Genomic DNA, 16,085 nt, shown 5'->3' with positions numbered 1-16,085 from the left:
CACCATGTGGCATGATGCGTTTCACTTCGACTCGCTGGTGTGGGATGGCCCCATCGCCATCTACCTGTTCCTGCTCGGCATCTCGGCAGGCTCGGCCACCCTCTCGGTGCTGCTGCGCCGCCAGGGGGCCGGCAGCGAGAGTGGCATCATCAAGGCGACCGCCATCCTGGCGCCGGTGAGCGTCGTGTTGGGGCTGCTCATCCTCATCTTCCACCTGGCCCGTCCCTGGACCTTCTGGAAGCTGATGTTCCACTACCAGTTCGACTCCGTGATGTCGATGGGGGTCATGCTGTTTCAGGTCTACATGGCGGTGCTGTTCGCCTGGCTGGCGGTGGTGTTCAGAGCCGAGATCGAGGTCCTGCGCCGACGGCTGCTGGTGGACAGGCTCTCCTTTGTAGATGGCCTGATTGGCTGGCTCGCCCGTCTCGAGCGGCTGCTGGCGCCGTTGTTGCTGCTGCTTGCCGTACTGCTCGGGGCCTACACCGGCTTTCTGCTCTCAGCCCTCAAGACCTACCCCATGCTCAACAACCCGATCTTGCCGGCGTTGTTTCTGGTCTCCGGCATCAGCTCGGGGGTGGCTTCCACCATCTTGCTGGCGGTCACCCTGTTTCGGGAGGATGGCCACAGCCAGGGGGTGAGCTTCGTGCATCGCTTCGAGCGGCCCATCGTCGCCATCGAGCTGTTCCTGCTGCTCTGCTTCTTCACCGGCCTCTACTTTGGTGGCGGCCAGCGGGAAGCGGCCATGTGGGCGGCCATCGGCGGCGGCTTCTGGTCCCAGGTGTTCTGGTTCGGGGTCATGGGGCTGGGGATCCTGCTGCCCCAGTCGCTGGGGCTGGTGGGCAGTCCGGCCAAGGCCCATCAACCGGCCCGGCTGGCACTTATCTGCAGCCTGAGCCTGGTGGGGATATTGCTGCTGCGCTACTTCATCCTCTACGCGGGGCAGATGACGGTGATGTAGCTGGTGTGTAGCCACTGCGCAGGCAAATCACAGGCAAACAAAAGGCGGGATCTTCCCGCCTTTTTTATTGCCGCCAGCCTACCTAGTCAGATCAGCGCGCGCTGCTCGAGGCGCTGCTCGCCGGGGCGGCAGATCAGCACCGAGCCCTGCTCGAACCAGTCCCCCAGCACGATGCGCCGGGCAGGCGCGCCGTCGAGTTGGAAGTCGTGGATGGCGGGTCTGTGGGTGTGGCCGTGGATCATCATCCGGCAGTTGTGCTGGCGCAGCATCTGGTCCACCGCTGCCGGGGTGACGTCCATGATGGTCTGGCTCTTGTGGGCATTTTCCATCTGGCTCTGGCCGCGCATCTTGTGGGCGATGGCCTGGCGGCGTGCGAGCGGCAGGCGCAGGAACAGCCAGCGCAGCCACTTGAGCTGGGTGATGCGGCGAAACTTCTGGTAGCCCTCATCCAGGGTGCAGAGCAGATCGCCGTGGCTCAGCACCACCCGCTCGCCGTAGAGCTTGATGACGCACGGGTCCCCCAGCAAGGTCATGCCGGCGCGCTTGGCAAAGGCCTGACCCAGCAAGAAGTCGCGGTTGCCGTGAATGAAGTAGAGGGGCACCCCCTGCTGGCTCAGGGCCGCAAAGGCGTCAGCCACCTCGCCGTGGAGGGGATTGGGATCGTCGTCGCCAATCCAGAATTCAAACAGATCGCCCAACACATAGAGGGCATCGGCGCCGGGGGCGTCGTGCGCCAGAAAGCGCACCAGGGCGGCGGTCATGTCGGGCCGCTGGGCACACAGGTGAATGTCGCTGATAAAGAGGGTGCTCATGAGAAAGTGCGCTGGGCCCTGTTGAGGTGGCTGGAAGTGGAACTGGTACTGGAACTGGAAGTGAAGCGGGGGCTCGTCGTCCCCGGCTGCCACACCAATGAGGCCAGCTCGCCGCCCTCCAGGGTGAGCAGCGCGGCATACGGGTCACCGGCAAGGCCCAGCAAGTGGCAGATGGCGGCCTCTCCTTTGAGCCCTTCCTCACGGCGCAGGCGCAGCACTTCGTGATAAAAAGCAGCGCCAAACTGCTCAAGCAGGGCCGCCATCAGGCTGAGGTGGCGCCAGCCGTTGAGGTGCTCGAGGGGTTCTGGGGTGAGGTAGAGCTCAAGGGGCCAAGGGTGACCATCGGCGCCGGTGACGCTCTGCTCAGCCAGCCAGATGGCAGCGCCCTTTTGCGCAACCTGCCAGCCTTGGTTTGCCAGCGCTGCGGCAAACGCGGCCGGCTCTGGATGCTGGCAGACGATGTCGAGATCGCTGCCGGGCCTGTCGAGCCCGATGGCGACCGTGCTCACCAGCGCCAGATCGCTGCACTGCGCTGTCAGCGCATCCCACACCCCGGCGGTGAGCAGGGCATGGGCCGAGCGTTGGCGCGGGTTGCCGTGGGCCAGGTAGTCGAGACGGCGCCAGTCGATGGAGCCGGCCTTTGCAGATGGAAAAACTGCGGCCGGGGCCGCAGTCAGTTCATCTCTCAGAAGGCAGAGATCACTCGGCAAGGGTCACCTTGGTGATCACGACGTCTTCGGTCGGCACGTCCTGGTGGATGCGGCCGTAGTTGCCGGTCTTGACACCCTTGATCTTGTTGACCACGTCCATGCCGGCGGTCACTTCACCGAACACGCAGTAGCCGAAGCCCTGGGTGGTGGCGGATTTGAAGTCGAGGAAGTCGTTGTTGTTCACGTTGATGAAGAACTGAGCGCTGGCAGAGTGCGGCTCCATGGTGCGGGCCATGGCGATGGTGCCGACCTTGTTGGACAGGCCGTTGGCCGCTTCGTTCTTGATGGGGGCGCGGGTGTCTTTCTCTTCGAAGCCCGGGGCATAGCCGCCGCCCTGGATCATGAAGCCGTCGATGACGCGGTGGAAGATGGTGTTGTCGTAGTGACCGTCACGGCAGTATTGCAGGAAGTTGGCCACGGTTTCCGGGGCTTTTTCAGCGTTCAGGGTGAGGGTGATGTCGCCGTGATTGGTGTGCAGAGTGACCATGATATGTCCTTTCATTTGATGCGGGCGACGAGGTGCCCGCAGGTGTATGGCATAAAGTGGTGGCAATTCTAGCCCATCAGGGCCCTGCGGCATAGATGGTGCGCCTGATCCGGCACGTTTTCTGCCTCGTTTTCTACGCGCGATGCGGGTAGAATGGCAGGCCATTTTACTCACAGGCAGTGGTCATAAGATGCTGAAGATATACAACACACTCACTCGTCAAAAAGAAGAATTCAAACCTATCCACCCGGGCAAGGTGGGCATGTATGTGTGTGGCGTCACTATCTACGATCACTGTCATATTGGCCACGGCCGCACCTTCGTCGCCTTCGACGTGGTGGCCCGTTACCTGCGCTACAGCGGCTATCAGCTCAACTACGTGCGCAACGTCACCGACGTGGACGACAAGATCATCAAGCGCGCCGCCGAAACCGGCGTCACCTGTGACGATCTGACCGAGCGCCTGATTGGCGACATGCACGCCGACTTCGATGCCCTCGGCATGGTGCGCCCGGACGTCGAGCCGCGCGCCACCCAGCACATCGGCGAGATCATCGAGCTGGTGCAATCCCTGTTGGATAAAGAGCACGCCTACGTGGCGGACAACGGCGATGTCATGTTCATCGTCGAGTCCTATGCCGACTACGGCAAGCTCTCCGGCCAGGATCTGGAACAGCTGCAGGCCGGTGCCCGCGTCGACGTGGTGGATGCCAAGCGCAATCCGCTCGACTTCGTGCTGTGGAAGATGTCCAAACCGGGCGAGCCGACCTGGGACAGCCCCTGGGGCCCGGGTCGTCCTGGCTGGCACATCGAGTGCTCCGCCATGAACTCCAAGCACCTTGGCAACCACTTTGACATCCATGGCGGCGGCTCCGATCTGCAGTTCCCGCACCACGAGAACGAGATCGCCCAGTCTTGCTGCGCCCACGGTGGCGACTACGTCAACACCTGGATGCACAGCGGCATGGTGATGGTGGATAAAGAGAAAATGTCCAAGTCCCTCGGCAACTTCTTCACCATCCGCGACGTCTTGGCCCACTACGACGCCGAAACCGTCCGTTACTTCCTGATGTCTGGCCACTACCGCAGTCAGCTCAACTACTCGGAAGATAACCTGAAGCAAGCCCGCGCCGCGCTGGAGCGCATGTACACCGCCCTGCGCGATTTGCCTGAAGCCGCCGCTGCCGGTGGCGACGAGCAGGTGGCGCGCTTCAAGGAGGCGATGGACGACGACTTCAACACTCCGGAAGCCTACTCCGCCCTGTTCGACCTGGTGCGCGAGATCAACCGCCAGAAGGGTGAAGACATGGCCGTTGCTGCCGGCCTCGGTGCCCGTCTGCGTGAACTCGGCGCCGTGCTCGGTATCCTGCAGCAGGATCCGGATGCCTTCTTGAAGGGCGATGAAGCGGACGAAGAGGTTGCCGAAATCGAGCAACTGATCGCCCAGCGCAATCAGGCCCGCGCCGACAAGAACTGGGCCGCGGCGGATGCCGCTAGAGCCCGTCTCACCGAGATGGGTATCGTGCTGGAAGACAGCGCCGGCAAGACCAGCTGGCGCCGTGCCTAAGGCCGATGTCCCTGTTGGCGCCAAGTGCCAACAGGTTGGGCCAATAAGAAAACCGCAGCCCTAGGGCTGCGGTTTTTGTTTGTGCCTTTTCCCTCGACACCTTTTAAGCCTCTGCGCTCTGCTTAAGCCCCGGTGGTCTGCGCTCTGATCCCCTCTCCCCTTGTGGGAGAGGGCCAGGGTGAGGGGGCTAACCTCCTTGGCTCGCCTGTCTGGCGAGCAAGCCGAGGGTTTGGCTCTCAGTCTAAAAGAGGCGAGGGCGCTGCCCTCGACAGGATTGCGCCCGCCCTTCGGGCTGGGGCGAGTGACTTTTGAAAGACCAAAAGTCACCAAAAGTCTTTTCCCCCGGCAAACCGCCCGCTTCGCGGGTTCCCTCATCTCGTCCAACGGGTCGGACGGAGCGCCGCAGACGGCACATCCCTGTGCCGACTGCGGCTGCGCCATCATCCCTGATGGCGCTCCTGAGCCGTTGAACTCGACTCGGCGGTTTGCAGGGGGAACCAATACCGTGCCCGCCCGTGGTTTTAGCGTTCATGTGACCGTCTATTCCGCCGAAGGGGAGAGCAGTACAAGGGGTTGGGGAAATAGGTTTGGGTTTGATCAAAGCGTGTTTGGGCAATAGAAATAAAAACCGCAGCTCAAGGCTGCGGTTTTTATTTTAATAGTCATAGAATTAGATTCTCCTAGAGAGCATTTTTATTTCTATTGTTGACAATCCTTTTAAGCTATGAGGGCTTCTTTCAATTGTAGCTTTTATTTCTTTAATATTTCCAGTGTCTTTTATATACGGCGATAAGTGACTTATTATTGATTTTGGTACTCCAGCATCCGTAAGTAATATATTGTATGTTTCATCGCTACCATATTGAAGGTGTGTAGCCATCATGCCTAATGAAACATCATCACCATATACAAAGTTAAGGATGTTTTCCAAGGCTATTATGTATTTCGGCAAAGAAAACTCAAAATATCTATATACTAATTCAAGTATATTTCTTATCTTTGTATCTTCTTTTTTTGCACTGTGCTGTGTAATAAGTTGCTTTATTGAAGGGTTGTAATAAATTTGATACTTAACTAATCTAGATAAATTGCCGGTTGTCCACGTGTCTTTCTTGTCTGAGTCTGAAAACAAAATATCATGTATTAGATGCATGATTAAATCAACTTGGGCTTTATCTGGAAGCTTATGCTTAATATAAAGTTGTCTTCTCAGGAGTGGGTTTTCTTTTAGGTATTTAATTAATGATAATTGCTTTTCAAAGTTTATGTATTTATTTTTCCTAAGAACATCTATTGGAACTCTTTGTTGTAGAGCCATCGAAATAACAGTGTCTTTCCGTTTTAAACCTGATGGAGGTAAGTCATTGTCTTCTATTTGAAGGTAATCTTCGAGTGGTAGTTGGTCGTAGTCGAAAAATGGAAAGCGGATCTCATCAATATTGTCTTGTTCTACATGCTTCTCTAAAAAAATAGCCCGCCCAACAAAATGTTGGCCAAATCGCCCCGATCGACCAATAATGTTTTTAACTTCAAAGCCCGTTAAATTAATATTTGCCTTTGTTGTGTCATAAAAAACTACATTTTTAGCTGATGTATTTACACCTTCAGTTAGAGTGGGTGTGCATACAATAATATTAATTAGTCCTGAATTAAAAAGTTCAACGATTTCTGTTTGAATAAACTTAGGGACACCGGAATGATGAAATGCAATTCCTTTCTTGAGACATGTAATAAGACCCCATTGTTCAGATATATTTTTTGATATGTATTCAATTAAGTCTGTAAGTTCGGGCTTAGGTGTGAATGTGGATACCGTGTTAGATATATTCTTAGCCCTAGTTTCTGCTGTATCTTTGCGGGAGACATATATAATCGTCTGTCCTTGAACCTTGTTTATTATTTGACCTAATCGAGAATCTTTTCCTAATAATTTTTTAAGTTTTACACCATCAATTAAGATGTCACTATCTTCCAAGTAGTTAATTGTGCTTTTTTGGACGATGTCTGTATTGTATTTCTTAAAGTAGCCATTTGTTTTTTGTATAAAATTAGGGCTAAAGTCGTTAAAGTAAGGCCCAATCAAATAATAGTCGCATCTTTTTTTGTACGCCTTGTATAAGCAATTTGAAAATACAGAAGCACGATTGTCATTACTATCTATCTTGTACACTTCATCAAAAATAAAGAACTCATAGTTAATGTTGTATTCATCAGTGTAAAGATCGAATTTTTCTGGGGTAAATATATAAATGCTTTTTTCATTGTTTGGCTGGATGTGAGTTGAAAATATAAGATTATATTCACTCAATCTTTCATCCATTCGAAATGTGAAATAAGTTTCACTTAAAAGGGCATTTGTGGGTACTATCACGACAATGTTATTATATTTACAATGAGCAATTATTTCGCGCATTATACGTGACTTACCGAAAGATGTTGGGGCACTTACAACTAAGCGACGCCTTGTAATAAATAAGTCAAAGAGGTCTTTTTGTTCTTTGGTTAAAATAATATCAGAAGATAAGGAATAAAATGCCTTTTGAGCATAATCAAAAAGATTATCTTCATCAAATATATGATCTTTGTCTTCTAACATTTTCTGGTAGAGGAATACCCTAGATGACTGGATACATAGCTTTAGAAGATCTGCATCGTAGTCTATATTTGATATGTTATCGCATGCAAAGCAAAGATGTTTTATACCCTCAGAGTAATACTTTTCTGATTGTAGTAACTTATATATGTCTTCAAGATGCTTTATTGCATTGAAGTCTGTTTCTTGTCGAGCGGTTAAAATTCTATTGTGCGCTCTATCTGCAATAACATCTACAATGCTCATCTGTATGTCTCCTCAATATTATCAAGTTTTTCCTTTATGCTAGCGACATTGCTTAGTGGTAAAAGAATAAAGAAAACTTCAACGTTTTTAGGAGTAGTTAATGATTTTTTATTTATATATGCAAACTTTTCTTCAAACTGCTTTTTAAATGCATCACTAAACTCTTGTGTTACTTCTTTATGATTTTTAATCTCGGCGCTTTCATAAGTAATTAGGGCAGGTATGACGATTTTGATTTGGTCTAAAGGAATGCTACCATCTAGATACTCAATGAGCTCGTCAGGAATTATAATGTCTTTGTTATATTCAATGTTTGGACATAGAATGGAAAATTCATTCTTTAAGTAATCCGCGCTTACGTGTTCGTGAATTTCATCTATCACATCATTTATTGCAGCAGAGAATGACTTGTAGAATTTTACTTCACCTAGCCATAGTTTAATTTCATTGTGTTCATCGACACTGAAATGCGCACAGTCAAATCCTTTTATTTGATCTTTAACGGAGCTCCTGAGCCTAACTTTTGTTACTAAGCGATCTGCACCATAAAAAGACTTTAGTATTAGGAAAAGAAGTAGCTCTCCATAGTCACCTTTTTTATCTTTCTTTGCTTTTGAGATTCTAGAAAAAGCTAACCTGTACATTTCATCCAGATCTTCATCTCTTATCATTCTTTGAAATTCATCTGGAGTTAATGCAAAGTGAGGTAGAGCCCCTCTTATTATTTTAACTAACTCATCTTCTCGATACTGGCCATTTTCATAATTTAGATGATATGGGTGTTTTCCTACTCCACAAGAATTAGATGCATGGTTAAAGCTAAAAACTAGCCTGCTGAATCTCTTGTAAATTTTTGTCATGTATAATTCTCGGCTATTAGAAGTTATGTATATTAGGTTTTATCAGTTTTCATTAGGATGTTCGATGAATAAGGTAATTATCACTACGAATAATTTCCTATCGGGTCTTCAATATAAAATTATCCCCGATAGGAATATGGATCGCTTGCTGCGGTACTCATATTCATTTTTTCACATATACAACTATGTCGATTGTCCTTGTTGAATCGGTGGACAATTTGGTCTTGCCATACGGCGGGTGAGTGGCCGGAACAGAGAAAACGACTTTCCCGAGCACAGTCCCGAATAACAGAGTGCTATTAACTGGCGTCGTGGCTGAAGGTACGGGGTTGCCCCCTGTTGTTCGCCGAGGTGAGCCTGTTTGTCCAGGCCGCGAGGCAGGATGCCGAGCGAGCGCCGCTGGGCCAGGGGCCAAACCGGAATTGGACGAGCAAGGCTCGGCCCGGTTTGGCGCAAGGACAAGGATGTCCGTAGCGGACTTTGACCGACGCCAGGGATGGCGAAGGTCAAAGCCCATCGGCGCGTGCCGTCGGACAAACGGGTGAACCGAGGGAACCCGACGCAGAAGGGCGAACAAGTGGGGGAGAAGACCTTTGGTGTTATTTGCCAAAGAGAGCGGGTCTTTCCAAAGTCACTCGCCAAGCCGCGCAGCGGCGGCGAAACCCCGTCGAGGACGGAGTCCTCGTGTCCTGCATGGCGCAGCCATGCCAATCAGGCTAGTGACCCCTCACCCTAGCCCTCTCCCGCAAGGGGAGAGGGAACGGTTACCGCGGACGATTACGCTTCGCTAATCGACCCTACTCGACCCCATTCATTGATCCCAAGCCCTATCCCCCAAGGGGCGAGGGGATCATTTACCCCGGTGCAATGCGCTTCGCTTATTGGCACCCTACTTGTCTCCCGCAAGGGGGAGGGGATGGTTACTGCGGACGATTACGCTTCGCTAATCGACCCTACATGGTGACACCGTGCCAATAGGGCTAGTGACCCCTCACCCTAACCCTCTCCCGCAAGGGGAGAGGGATGGAGCCCCGAAGCTGACGGGGCACCCGTCGAGGGTGCAACCCTCACACCTTGCCGCAGGGGCGGGAGACCGGCTGGTCTGCGCCAAAGACGCTGCCGCCCCTGACTGTCGCCGCCACCTTGCGCCCTTGACCATTCATGAATATGCGGGGCCAACAGGGGCCGATGGTCATCTTACGGAACCCGCTTCGGCGGGGCCATCCAAATCCATGAAATTAGTGATGCAACCATCAGAATTAAATGGTTTTTCTCCTTTGCTGCAGAGTAGCAACCGGCGGTTGACCCAGGTTCGGGGTGTGATGGAAGGTGAGCCCCAAGCCCCAAGCCCCAAGCCCCAAGCCCCAAGCCCCAAGCCCCAAGCCCCGAGCTGCGCTGACAGCCGAGTAGAGACACGGGGAGAGTGGCAGGCCGAGAGCTGAACCGAGTGGCGAGCCGAGTGAGGGGAATGGCAGGGGAGCGCCACGAATAAAGGTGGTCAGCGACAGGGGCCATCACGATACCGAGCTCGCCCTCTTGAGCGCCACCGTCAAGCTGCCGCAGCCAATGGCTCCGCACGACAGGCGCCGCTTGCTTCGGCAGTGGGTGCTGATTACCTCTTAGAGCGGGTTATCTCTCGTTGGCTGCAAACGGAGCACGTTGCCGAACAATTTAGGGTCGTTCGGCGACAAAGGGCGACAAAAGCGCAGAGATAGCGCCGCGATGGGGGCGGGCGGCGGGTGAAGAGGCTATGGTTTCAGGAATAGACATGCAAGCAGGGAGGTGTGCATGGACAGAATATTGCAGGCGTTGTCGCTGCAAGTGACCGGGGCGCGGGATCTGGAGAGCCTGACCCGCCCGCTGCTGGAGATGCTCGAAACGGTCACCGGGCTCGAGTCCACCTATCTGACCGAAATCGACCTTGGTCACGACACCCAACATATCCGTTATGCCCGCAACAGCGCCGACCTGCAGATCCCCGAGGGGGCCTCGGTGGCCTGGGACGATACCCTCTGCCGGCGGGCCCTCGACGAGGGGCGTTTCTACACCGACGATGTGGCGCTCTGCTGGGGGGATTCCCAGGCGGCGCAGGCCCTTGGCATTCGCACCTATCTGAGCTGCCCGGTGCGCACCCCCTCCGGCTCCCTCTATGGCACCCTGTGCGCCGCCAGCGCCGAGCACAAGCCGCTGACGGCGGGCTCGGATCACCTGATTGCCTTCTTCGCCCGGCTCATCGCCGAGCAGGTGGAGCGCGAACAGCTGCTGCAGCAGCTGCAGCAGGCCAACAACGAGTTGTCGCGTCAGGCGCTGAGCGACCCGCTGACCGGGCTGCCCAACCGGCGGGCACTGATGCACGAGCTCAACCGCCTCTTTTCGCTGGCAGAGCGGGTCGAGCATCCGCTGTTGATAGGCTTTATCGATCTCGACGGCTTCAAGGCCATCAACGACACCCACGGCCACGATGCGGGCGACCTGCTGTTGCAACGGGTGGCGGCGGCGCTCTCCTGCGTGCTGCGCGGCGGCGATCTGCTGGCGCGGGTGGGGGGCGATGAGTTCGTGGCGGTGGGGATGGGGCCGCCGTGCGGCGAAGAGACGCGGGAGGCGGCGGTGCAGGGCTTTCAGCGCCGGCTGTTCGAGGCGAGCCTGGTGTCGCTCGAGCTGCCCACCGGAGCGCTCCATTATGCCGGCGCCAGCGTGGGGGTGGTGGCCACCGATCCGGCCCTCAGCACGGTGGACGAGGCGCTGAGGCTGGCCGATGCCTGCATGTATGAGGTCAAGCGCCAGCGTCGCCGGCCGAGCTGACGCGCAGGTGAGACAGGCAAACAGAAGGGGCCCCGCTGGGCCCCTTCTTCATGCCGCCCCTCAGCGGGCGGGGAAGTACTTGCTCTGGATCTGCTGGAACTCGCTGCTGGCCAGCACCTGGGTCAGGCCGCTCTGGAACTCCTTGACCAGCTCGTCGCTCACCGGGTGGCTGAAGGCGAAGCAGAACTGCTCCGAGCTCAACATCCAGAACACCTTGAACTGGGCGGGATCCAACTGCTGGGAGGCGATCAGATCCAGCATGGTGGTCTTGTTGGTGGAGATGAGATCGACCCGGCCCGAGGTGAGCATCTTGAGCGCCTGGGGCAGGCGGTTGGCCGGCAGGATCTTCTGCTCGTCGAAGCCGTTGTTGAGCAGCAGCTGCTCCCCCACGTCGGCCCGCACCGCCCCTATGTTGTACTGCTGGGCATCTTCCAGCCTGGCTATCTTGACCGGGTTCTTGGCCAGCCCCATCAGCACGATCTCGGCGTAGCCGATGGGGCAGGCCCACTTGAACAGGGGATCCCGCGCCTCGGTGCGGGCGGTGGAGAAGAGCACCACGTTGGGTTTCTGGGTCAGCAGGTAGTAACCCCGCGCCCAGGGCATGATGGTGACGGTCTGCGGCGGGGTGTTGGTCTTCTTCCACACCTGTTGCAGCAGCTCGACGGCGAGCCCGGTGGGGGCGCCCGCCTCGTTGGAGAAGTTGTAGGGTTTGTACTCTTCGCTGAGGTAGTGCAGCTTGCCAAGCTCGGGACTGGCCTGGGCCAGGGTGGCAAACACGAGTGCGGCGAATCCGGTCCATTTTTTCATTTTGGCCATCCTGGTGGGGTGTTACGTCACTCTCAAGTGTTATCAAAGCCGGCCAAATCGCCAGCCGTGGCACGGCTCACGGCATGTATTGGCGCCGCAGGGCCTGATAGTCCGGTGAGGCGAGCGCCTGGTTGAGGGCGCGCTGAAACTGCTTGATCACCCCGTCATCCACCTGGCGGCTGAAGGCGTAGCAGAGCTCTTCGGCATCCAGTACGAAGGCCACCGTGAACGCTTTGGCATCGAGCTGCAGCTCCTTGATGGCGTCGTAGCCCGCCAGCTTGCCGGTAGCCAGCAGATCGGCGCGGCCCGATACCAGCATCTTCAGCCCCTGGCTCAGCCGGTTGGCGGGGATGATGCGGTTCTCGTCCATGCCGCGGTTGAGCAGCAACTGCTCGGAGGCATCGGAGCGCACGGCGCTGATGCGGTAGTCGTTGATCTGCTCGACGGCGCTGAGGGTAATGGGGCGGCGTTTGTAGGCCAGCAGCACGTACTCGGCGTGGCCGATGGGGCAGGCCCACTTGAACAGGGGATCGCGGGTGTCGGTGCGGGCGGTGGAGAAGAGCACCACGTTGGGTTTCTGGGTGAGCAGGTAGTAACCCCGCGCCCAAGGCAGGATGCGGATGGGCTGGGGGGGCGTCTGGGTGTTTTGCCAGATGCGCTGCAGCAGCTCCACCGCGAGGCCAGCGGGCTGGCCGGCGGCATCGGTGAAGTTGTAGGGGGGATACTCCTCGGTCAGGTACTCCAGCTTGCCGAGCTCGGCCTGCGCCGTGCCAAGGCATGACAACAGCAGCAGACAACCGAAAAAACCTCTCCTCATGGGCAATCCTTGGCGTAGCGCGGGCGATCATCTTGCCCAAGTGTGGGCAAAAAAGCCTGATATTGCCAGCAGTTACCAGCGCGCTCTGGGGTTGCCCAGCGGTTTTAGCTGCTCATCGCGCAGCCCAACCAGCAGGGCCTTGCCGCTCTCTTGCAGGCGAAATTCGCCGTAGCGCGCCGCCTCGTACTGCTCGCCGGTGCCCTCTTCGAAGAAGTAGGCGTCGGGGCCGATGCGCCACTGGCCATCGCTTTGGCGCACCTGCAGCCGCCGCTCATCGCGGGCCAGCTGCTCCGGCTTGCCCCCTTCCACCCAGCTGGCGACCTGCTGCTCGTCGAGGCGGATCACCAGGGTATCGGCGGGGGCCTCGTCGTGGCGCCGGTTGCCGAGCTGGCGGGCGAGTTCGTAGTTGAGGCGCATGTAATCCCCCTGCATCAGGGAGCGCGGGTCGACCGGGGCGAGGCGCAGCAGCACCACCTCGCCACTGCTCATGGCGTGCTCGTAGCGCCAGACGGTGACATTGATGGCCGCCAGGATGGTGATACCGGTCAGCAGCAAGGCGAGTCGTCTCATGAGGGGCTCCGTGGGCTCAGCCGTTTGAGCAGCTGGCGGGCGCCGAGCAGCAGGGCGCCCGAGCCCAGCAGCAGCCAGGATTTGGTCATCAGGGTCAGCCCCAGATCGTAGTAATAGAGGGAGCCAAAGCCGACCAGCAGCAGGCCGGCCAGGGTCATCAGGCCGACGCTGCCGGCATAGAAGCCGAGCACCAGCACCAGGGCGCCGGCCCCCATGCCGGGGATGAGGGCGCTGAGCAGCACCAGTGGCAGCCCGTACAGCAGCGGCAGTTTCAGCCTGACCATCAGCCCCAGCAACAGAGCGGCGCAGAGCAGCGGGTTGAGCCAGAGCGGCAGGCGGGAGTGGCCGAGCTCGTCGAGCATGCTGGCGCCGCCCTCCCACAGCGGGTGGTGCAGGCGCCCCAGCACCAGCAGGGAGAGCGCCAGCCCCAGGGTGAGGGATTCATAGAGCTGATGGCGCGCCGGATCGCGCTCTGCCTGCAGCCAGCTGAGGGCAACCGCCGTCATCACCAGCGGCAGGGCCAGCAGTTGCAGGCCGAGGCAGGCGAGGCCCAGGGTGAGCAGGATGGCGGTGGCGAAGCTGTGGAACAGCCGGATCAGCCAGTGCTCGAACAGGGCGGCGATGGCCAGCGACAGCAGGGCGAGACCGAACCAGAGCGGGGCCGAGTGCAGATCCAGCCGATCGAGCAGGCCGTAGAGCAGCCAGGCGTCGCCGGCCAGCGCCAGCGCCAGCACGAACTGATCCCACAGATCGCTGAGGGTGGCGAAGCGGTTGAGGCAAAAGGCGATGGCCATCAGCACGGCGCCCATCAGCAGGGCGCTGTCGGCATCCCGGGTGAGCTGGGAGAACGACATGAACAGGAAGAACAGCAGGAACAGGGCGGCAATCCAGCCCACCATGCCGAGCAGAAAGCGGCTCGACCAGTGGGGCTGGTCGTCGCGGGGGGCATCCCCTTCCACCAGCCGGGCCCGTTGCAGTCGCTGCCAGGGGGTCAGATCACTCATGGGACCTCCGTTGTTGTTGCAGCCAGCGGCTGGCGGCCACCGACAGGCCGATGGCGATGAGGCAGAGCAGCAGGAAGCCGTCCACGTCCGGCTCCATCCATTTGCCGAGCGCGGTCAGCAGCACCACGATGAGGCTCAGGCAGCCCATGGCGAGCCCGGCGATGAACCTGTGGTGCCAGCGCAGGTAGGCGGCCGCCAGCCAGCCGAGCCAGGCCGGCCAGACCCAGGGGGAGGCGGCATCGAACAGCGCCAGCAGGGTCAGCAGGGTGACGCCGAGCCCGGCGGCCAGCCCCGCCAGCCAGGAGGGCATCAGCCGGTAGCGGGCGGGCACCAGCAGCAGTATGCCCCAGAGGGCGGTGTTGAACAGGGTCAGGCTCCAGCCGAGGGCCTCCTCATCGAAGGCGAAGAAGAAGTTGAACAGGCCGAGCCGCCAGTAGAGCACCAGCGCCAGCTGACCGAGCAGCCAGCTCAAGGTCCACAGCAGCGGGCTCTGGCCGAGCGCCGCCAGCGGCAGCAGCATCAGCGCCCAGATGGCGAACAGCTGCCAGGGATCGGCGCCGGTCTGGTAGGTCTGCCCCACCAGCGCCAGCAGAGCACCGATGTTGAGGGCGATGGCGAGCAGCAGCGCCTGGCGCTGGCTGTCGGCGAGGGGCTTGCGCCACAGCAACAGCAGCATGGCGAGCAGTGGCAGCTCCAGCAGGGCGAGGCGCGAGAGGCGGCCCAGCTCCTGCCAGTTGAAGGCGACGAAGAACACCAGGCCGGCGCCGAGACACAGGCTGCCAAGCCAGAGCAGCAGCCGATCGAACAGCCACTGCCAGCGGGCAGGGCCGGGGGGCAGCTCGCACAGGGCGAGGGCGGCGGGCAACTGGGCCCGGTCGAGACGCCCGCGCCTGACCCAGTCGAGCAGCGTCTGTCTTGAGGTGAAGTGCATGGGATGCTCCATCAGGTTTGCCGCATTATGCCACGGCCATGGCGCCGGTTGGCAGCCCCCGTCTGCGGGCGCCGCAGGCCCGCCATGCGGGCAGCAAAAAGCCCCGCCAGAGGACGGGGCTTGCGTGCAAAGAGACGACATGGGCGCGGGAGTGGCGTCGGCAAGTGCTCACCCTTGCCTCGCCACCTTCTGATCCGGCCGGGTCAGGCGAATAGCAGGGTGCTCACTCCGAGGCCCACGAACAGGATGGCGCAGGCGATGCGGATCCCCTTGAGGGGCAGGCGATCGGCCCCCAGCTTGCCAAGCAGCACCACAGGCACGTTGGCCAGCATCATGCCGAGGGTGGTGCCGGTGATGACCTGGGTCAGGGAGTCGTACTTGGCCGCCAGCAGCACGGTGGCGATCTGGGTCTTGTCGCCGATTTCAGCGATAAAGAAGAGCACGAAGGTGGCCATGAAGGGGCCGTACTTGTCGAGCGGGCTCTCCTCGTCGTCCATCTTGTCCGGCACCAGGATCCAGGCGGCCATGGCGATGAAGGCACCGGCCACCAGGTAGGTCATCACCTTGGGATCGAGCCAGCGGCTGATGAACTCGCCAAGCCAGGCGGCGCCGGCGTGGTTGAGCAGGGTGGCCGCCAGCATGCCGGCGATGATGGGCCAGGGCTTGCGAAAACGACAGATGAGCAACAGCGCCAGCAGCTGGGTCTTGTCGCCGATTTCGGCGATGGCCACGCTGAGGGTTGAGGTTAACAAGGCTTCCATAAAAATGACCGGGGGACGGAATTGTTATACCTGAGACAAGCCTGCGCCATCCGTCCCCGGTATTGGCACTGGCCCGTCAAAGGTCTTGTCAAATCCGCGGCTGGCGTGGATCACCCTGACCATGGTGAGTTGGCACCAAGTATGTTGATCAGGGTCGCGA

The 16,085-nt window shown here is 57.9% G+C and carries 14 protein-coding genes; 3 read left to right on the top strand and 11 right to left on the bottom strand.

Features of this window, described 5'->3' with window-relative positions:
- Positions 1-4: 4 nt before the first annotated feature.
- Positions 5-958: a cytochrome c nitrite reductase subunit NrfD gene (nrfD, locus tag I6L38_RS10980; RefSeq protein WP_216989554.1), complete on the top strand. Its 954-nt coding sequence runs from the start codon at positions 5-7 to the stop codon at positions 956-958.
- Between the two features lie 86 nt (positions 959-1,044).
- Here the strand turns inward: nrfD and lpxH are convergent, their stop codons facing one another.
- Genes lpxH through I6L38_RS10965 form a run of 3 tightly spaced genes read right to left on the bottom strand, consistent with a single transcriptional unit; the run spans position 1,045 to position 2,967 of the window.
- Complete coding sequence (gene lpxH, locus I6L38_RS10975; RefSeq protein WP_117403019.1) at positions 1,045-1,770, bottom strand: UDP-2,3-diacylglucosamine diphosphatase; 726 nt, start codon at positions 1,768-1,770, stop codon at positions 1,045-1,047.
- A complete protein-coding gene (locus tag I6L38_RS10970; RefSeq protein WP_117403028.1) occupies positions 1,767-2,480 on the bottom strand; it encodes a DUF4269 domain-containing protein in 714 nt (237 codons plus the stop codon). The genes lpxH and I6L38_RS10970 overlap by 4 nt, the downstream gene beginning before the upstream one ends.
- A complete protein-coding gene (locus tag I6L38_RS10965) occupies positions 2,470-2,967 on the bottom strand; it encodes a peptidylprolyl isomerase (protein ID WP_005302674.1) in 498 nt (165 codons plus the stop codon). Before I6L38_RS10965 ends, I6L38_RS10970 begins: the two co-directional genes overlap by 11 nt.
- A 190-nt stretch (positions 2,968-3,157) precedes the next feature.
- Here I6L38_RS10965 and cysS point away from each other — a divergent pair, with 190 nt between their 5' ends.
- On the top strand, positions 3,158-4,534 hold the full coding sequence (gene cysS, locus I6L38_RS10960) for a cysteine--tRNA ligase (protein WP_216989553.1): 1,377 nt from the start codon (positions 3,158-3,160) through the stop codon (positions 4,532-4,534).
- A gap of 670 nt (positions 4,535-5,204) precedes the next feature.
- On the opposite strand, the gene I6L38_RS10955 is transcribed toward cysS, so the two are convergent.
- On the bottom strand, positions 5,205-7,373 hold the full coding sequence (locus I6L38_RS10955) for a helicase-related protein (RefSeq protein WP_194758762.1): 2,169 nt from the start codon (positions 7,371-7,373) through the stop codon (positions 5,205-5,207).
- Positions 7,370-8,233 carry a DUF1837 domain-containing protein gene (locus tag I6L38_RS10950; protein WP_101616758.1) on the bottom strand — a complete coding sequence of 288 codons (864 nt, stop codon included), beginning with the start codon at positions 8,231-8,233 and terminating at the stop codon, positions 7,370-7,372. Before I6L38_RS10950 ends, I6L38_RS10955 begins: the two co-directional genes overlap by 4 nt.
- Positions 8,234-10,021: 1,788 nt before the next feature.
- On the opposite strand from I6L38_RS10950, the gene I6L38_RS10945 reads away from it, so the two are divergent.
- Positions 10,022-11,035 carry a diguanylate cyclase gene (locus tag I6L38_RS10945; protein WP_216989552.1) on the top strand — a complete coding sequence of 338 codons (1,014 nt, stop codon included), beginning with the start codon at positions 10,022-10,024 and terminating at the stop codon, positions 11,033-11,035.
- A gap of 60 nt (positions 11,036-11,095) precedes the next feature.
- Here I6L38_RS10945 and I6L38_RS10940 read toward each other — a convergent pair whose 3' ends face one another.
- The 6 genes from I6L38_RS10940 to I6L38_RS10915 all read right to left on the bottom strand — a co-directional run bounded on the left by I6L38_RS10940 (position 11,096) and on the right by I6L38_RS10915 (position 15,925).
- On the bottom strand, positions 11,096-11,842 hold the full coding sequence (locus I6L38_RS10940; RefSeq protein WP_005302657.1) for an ABC transporter substrate-binding protein: 747 nt from the start codon (positions 11,840-11,842) through the stop codon (positions 11,096-11,098).
- Positions 11,843-11,918: 76 nt separating this feature from the next.
- Positions 11,919-12,659, bottom strand: a complete 741-nt coding sequence (locus I6L38_RS10935) for an ABC transporter substrate-binding protein (RefSeq protein ID WP_195878775.1) — start codon at positions 12,657-12,659, stop codon at positions 11,919-11,921.
- A gap of 72 nt (positions 12,660-12,731) precedes the next feature.
- Positions 12,732-13,229, bottom strand: coding sequence for a GDYXXLXY domain-containing protein (locus I6L38_RS10930; RefSeq protein ID WP_216989551.1), 498 nt, complete (start codon positions 13,227-13,229; stop codon positions 12,732-12,734).
- Positions 13,226-14,233, bottom strand: coding sequence for a DUF4401 domain-containing protein (locus I6L38_RS10925; protein ID WP_201882364.1), 1,008 nt, complete (start codon positions 14,231-14,233; stop codon positions 13,226-13,228). The genes I6L38_RS10930 and I6L38_RS10925 overlap by 4 nt, the downstream gene beginning before the upstream one ends.
- Positions 14,226-15,164: a DUF2157 domain-containing protein gene (locus I6L38_RS10920; RefSeq protein WP_201882362.1), complete on the bottom strand. Its 939-nt coding sequence runs from the start codon at positions 15,162-15,164 to the stop codon at positions 14,226-14,228. Before I6L38_RS10920 ends, I6L38_RS10925 begins: the two co-directional genes overlap by 8 nt.
- Before the next feature lie 203 nt (positions 15,165-15,367).
- Positions 15,368-15,925: a TMEM165/GDT1 family protein gene (locus tag I6L38_RS10915; RefSeq protein ID WP_010633534.1), complete on the bottom strand. Its 558-nt coding sequence runs from the start codon at positions 15,923-15,925 to the stop codon at positions 15,368-15,370.
- Positions 15,926-16,085 lie beyond the last annotated feature (160 nt).

The sequence above is a fragment of the Aeromonas sp. FDAARGOS 1408 genome (assembly GCF_019048665.1).
Taxonomy (GTDB): domain Bacteria; phylum Pseudomonadota; class Gammaproteobacteria; order Enterobacterales; family Aeromonadaceae; genus Aeromonas; species Aeromonas dhakensis.
Note: the sequence above shows the minus strand (reverse complement) of the source record. Positions and strands in the feature narration are given on the sequence as shown.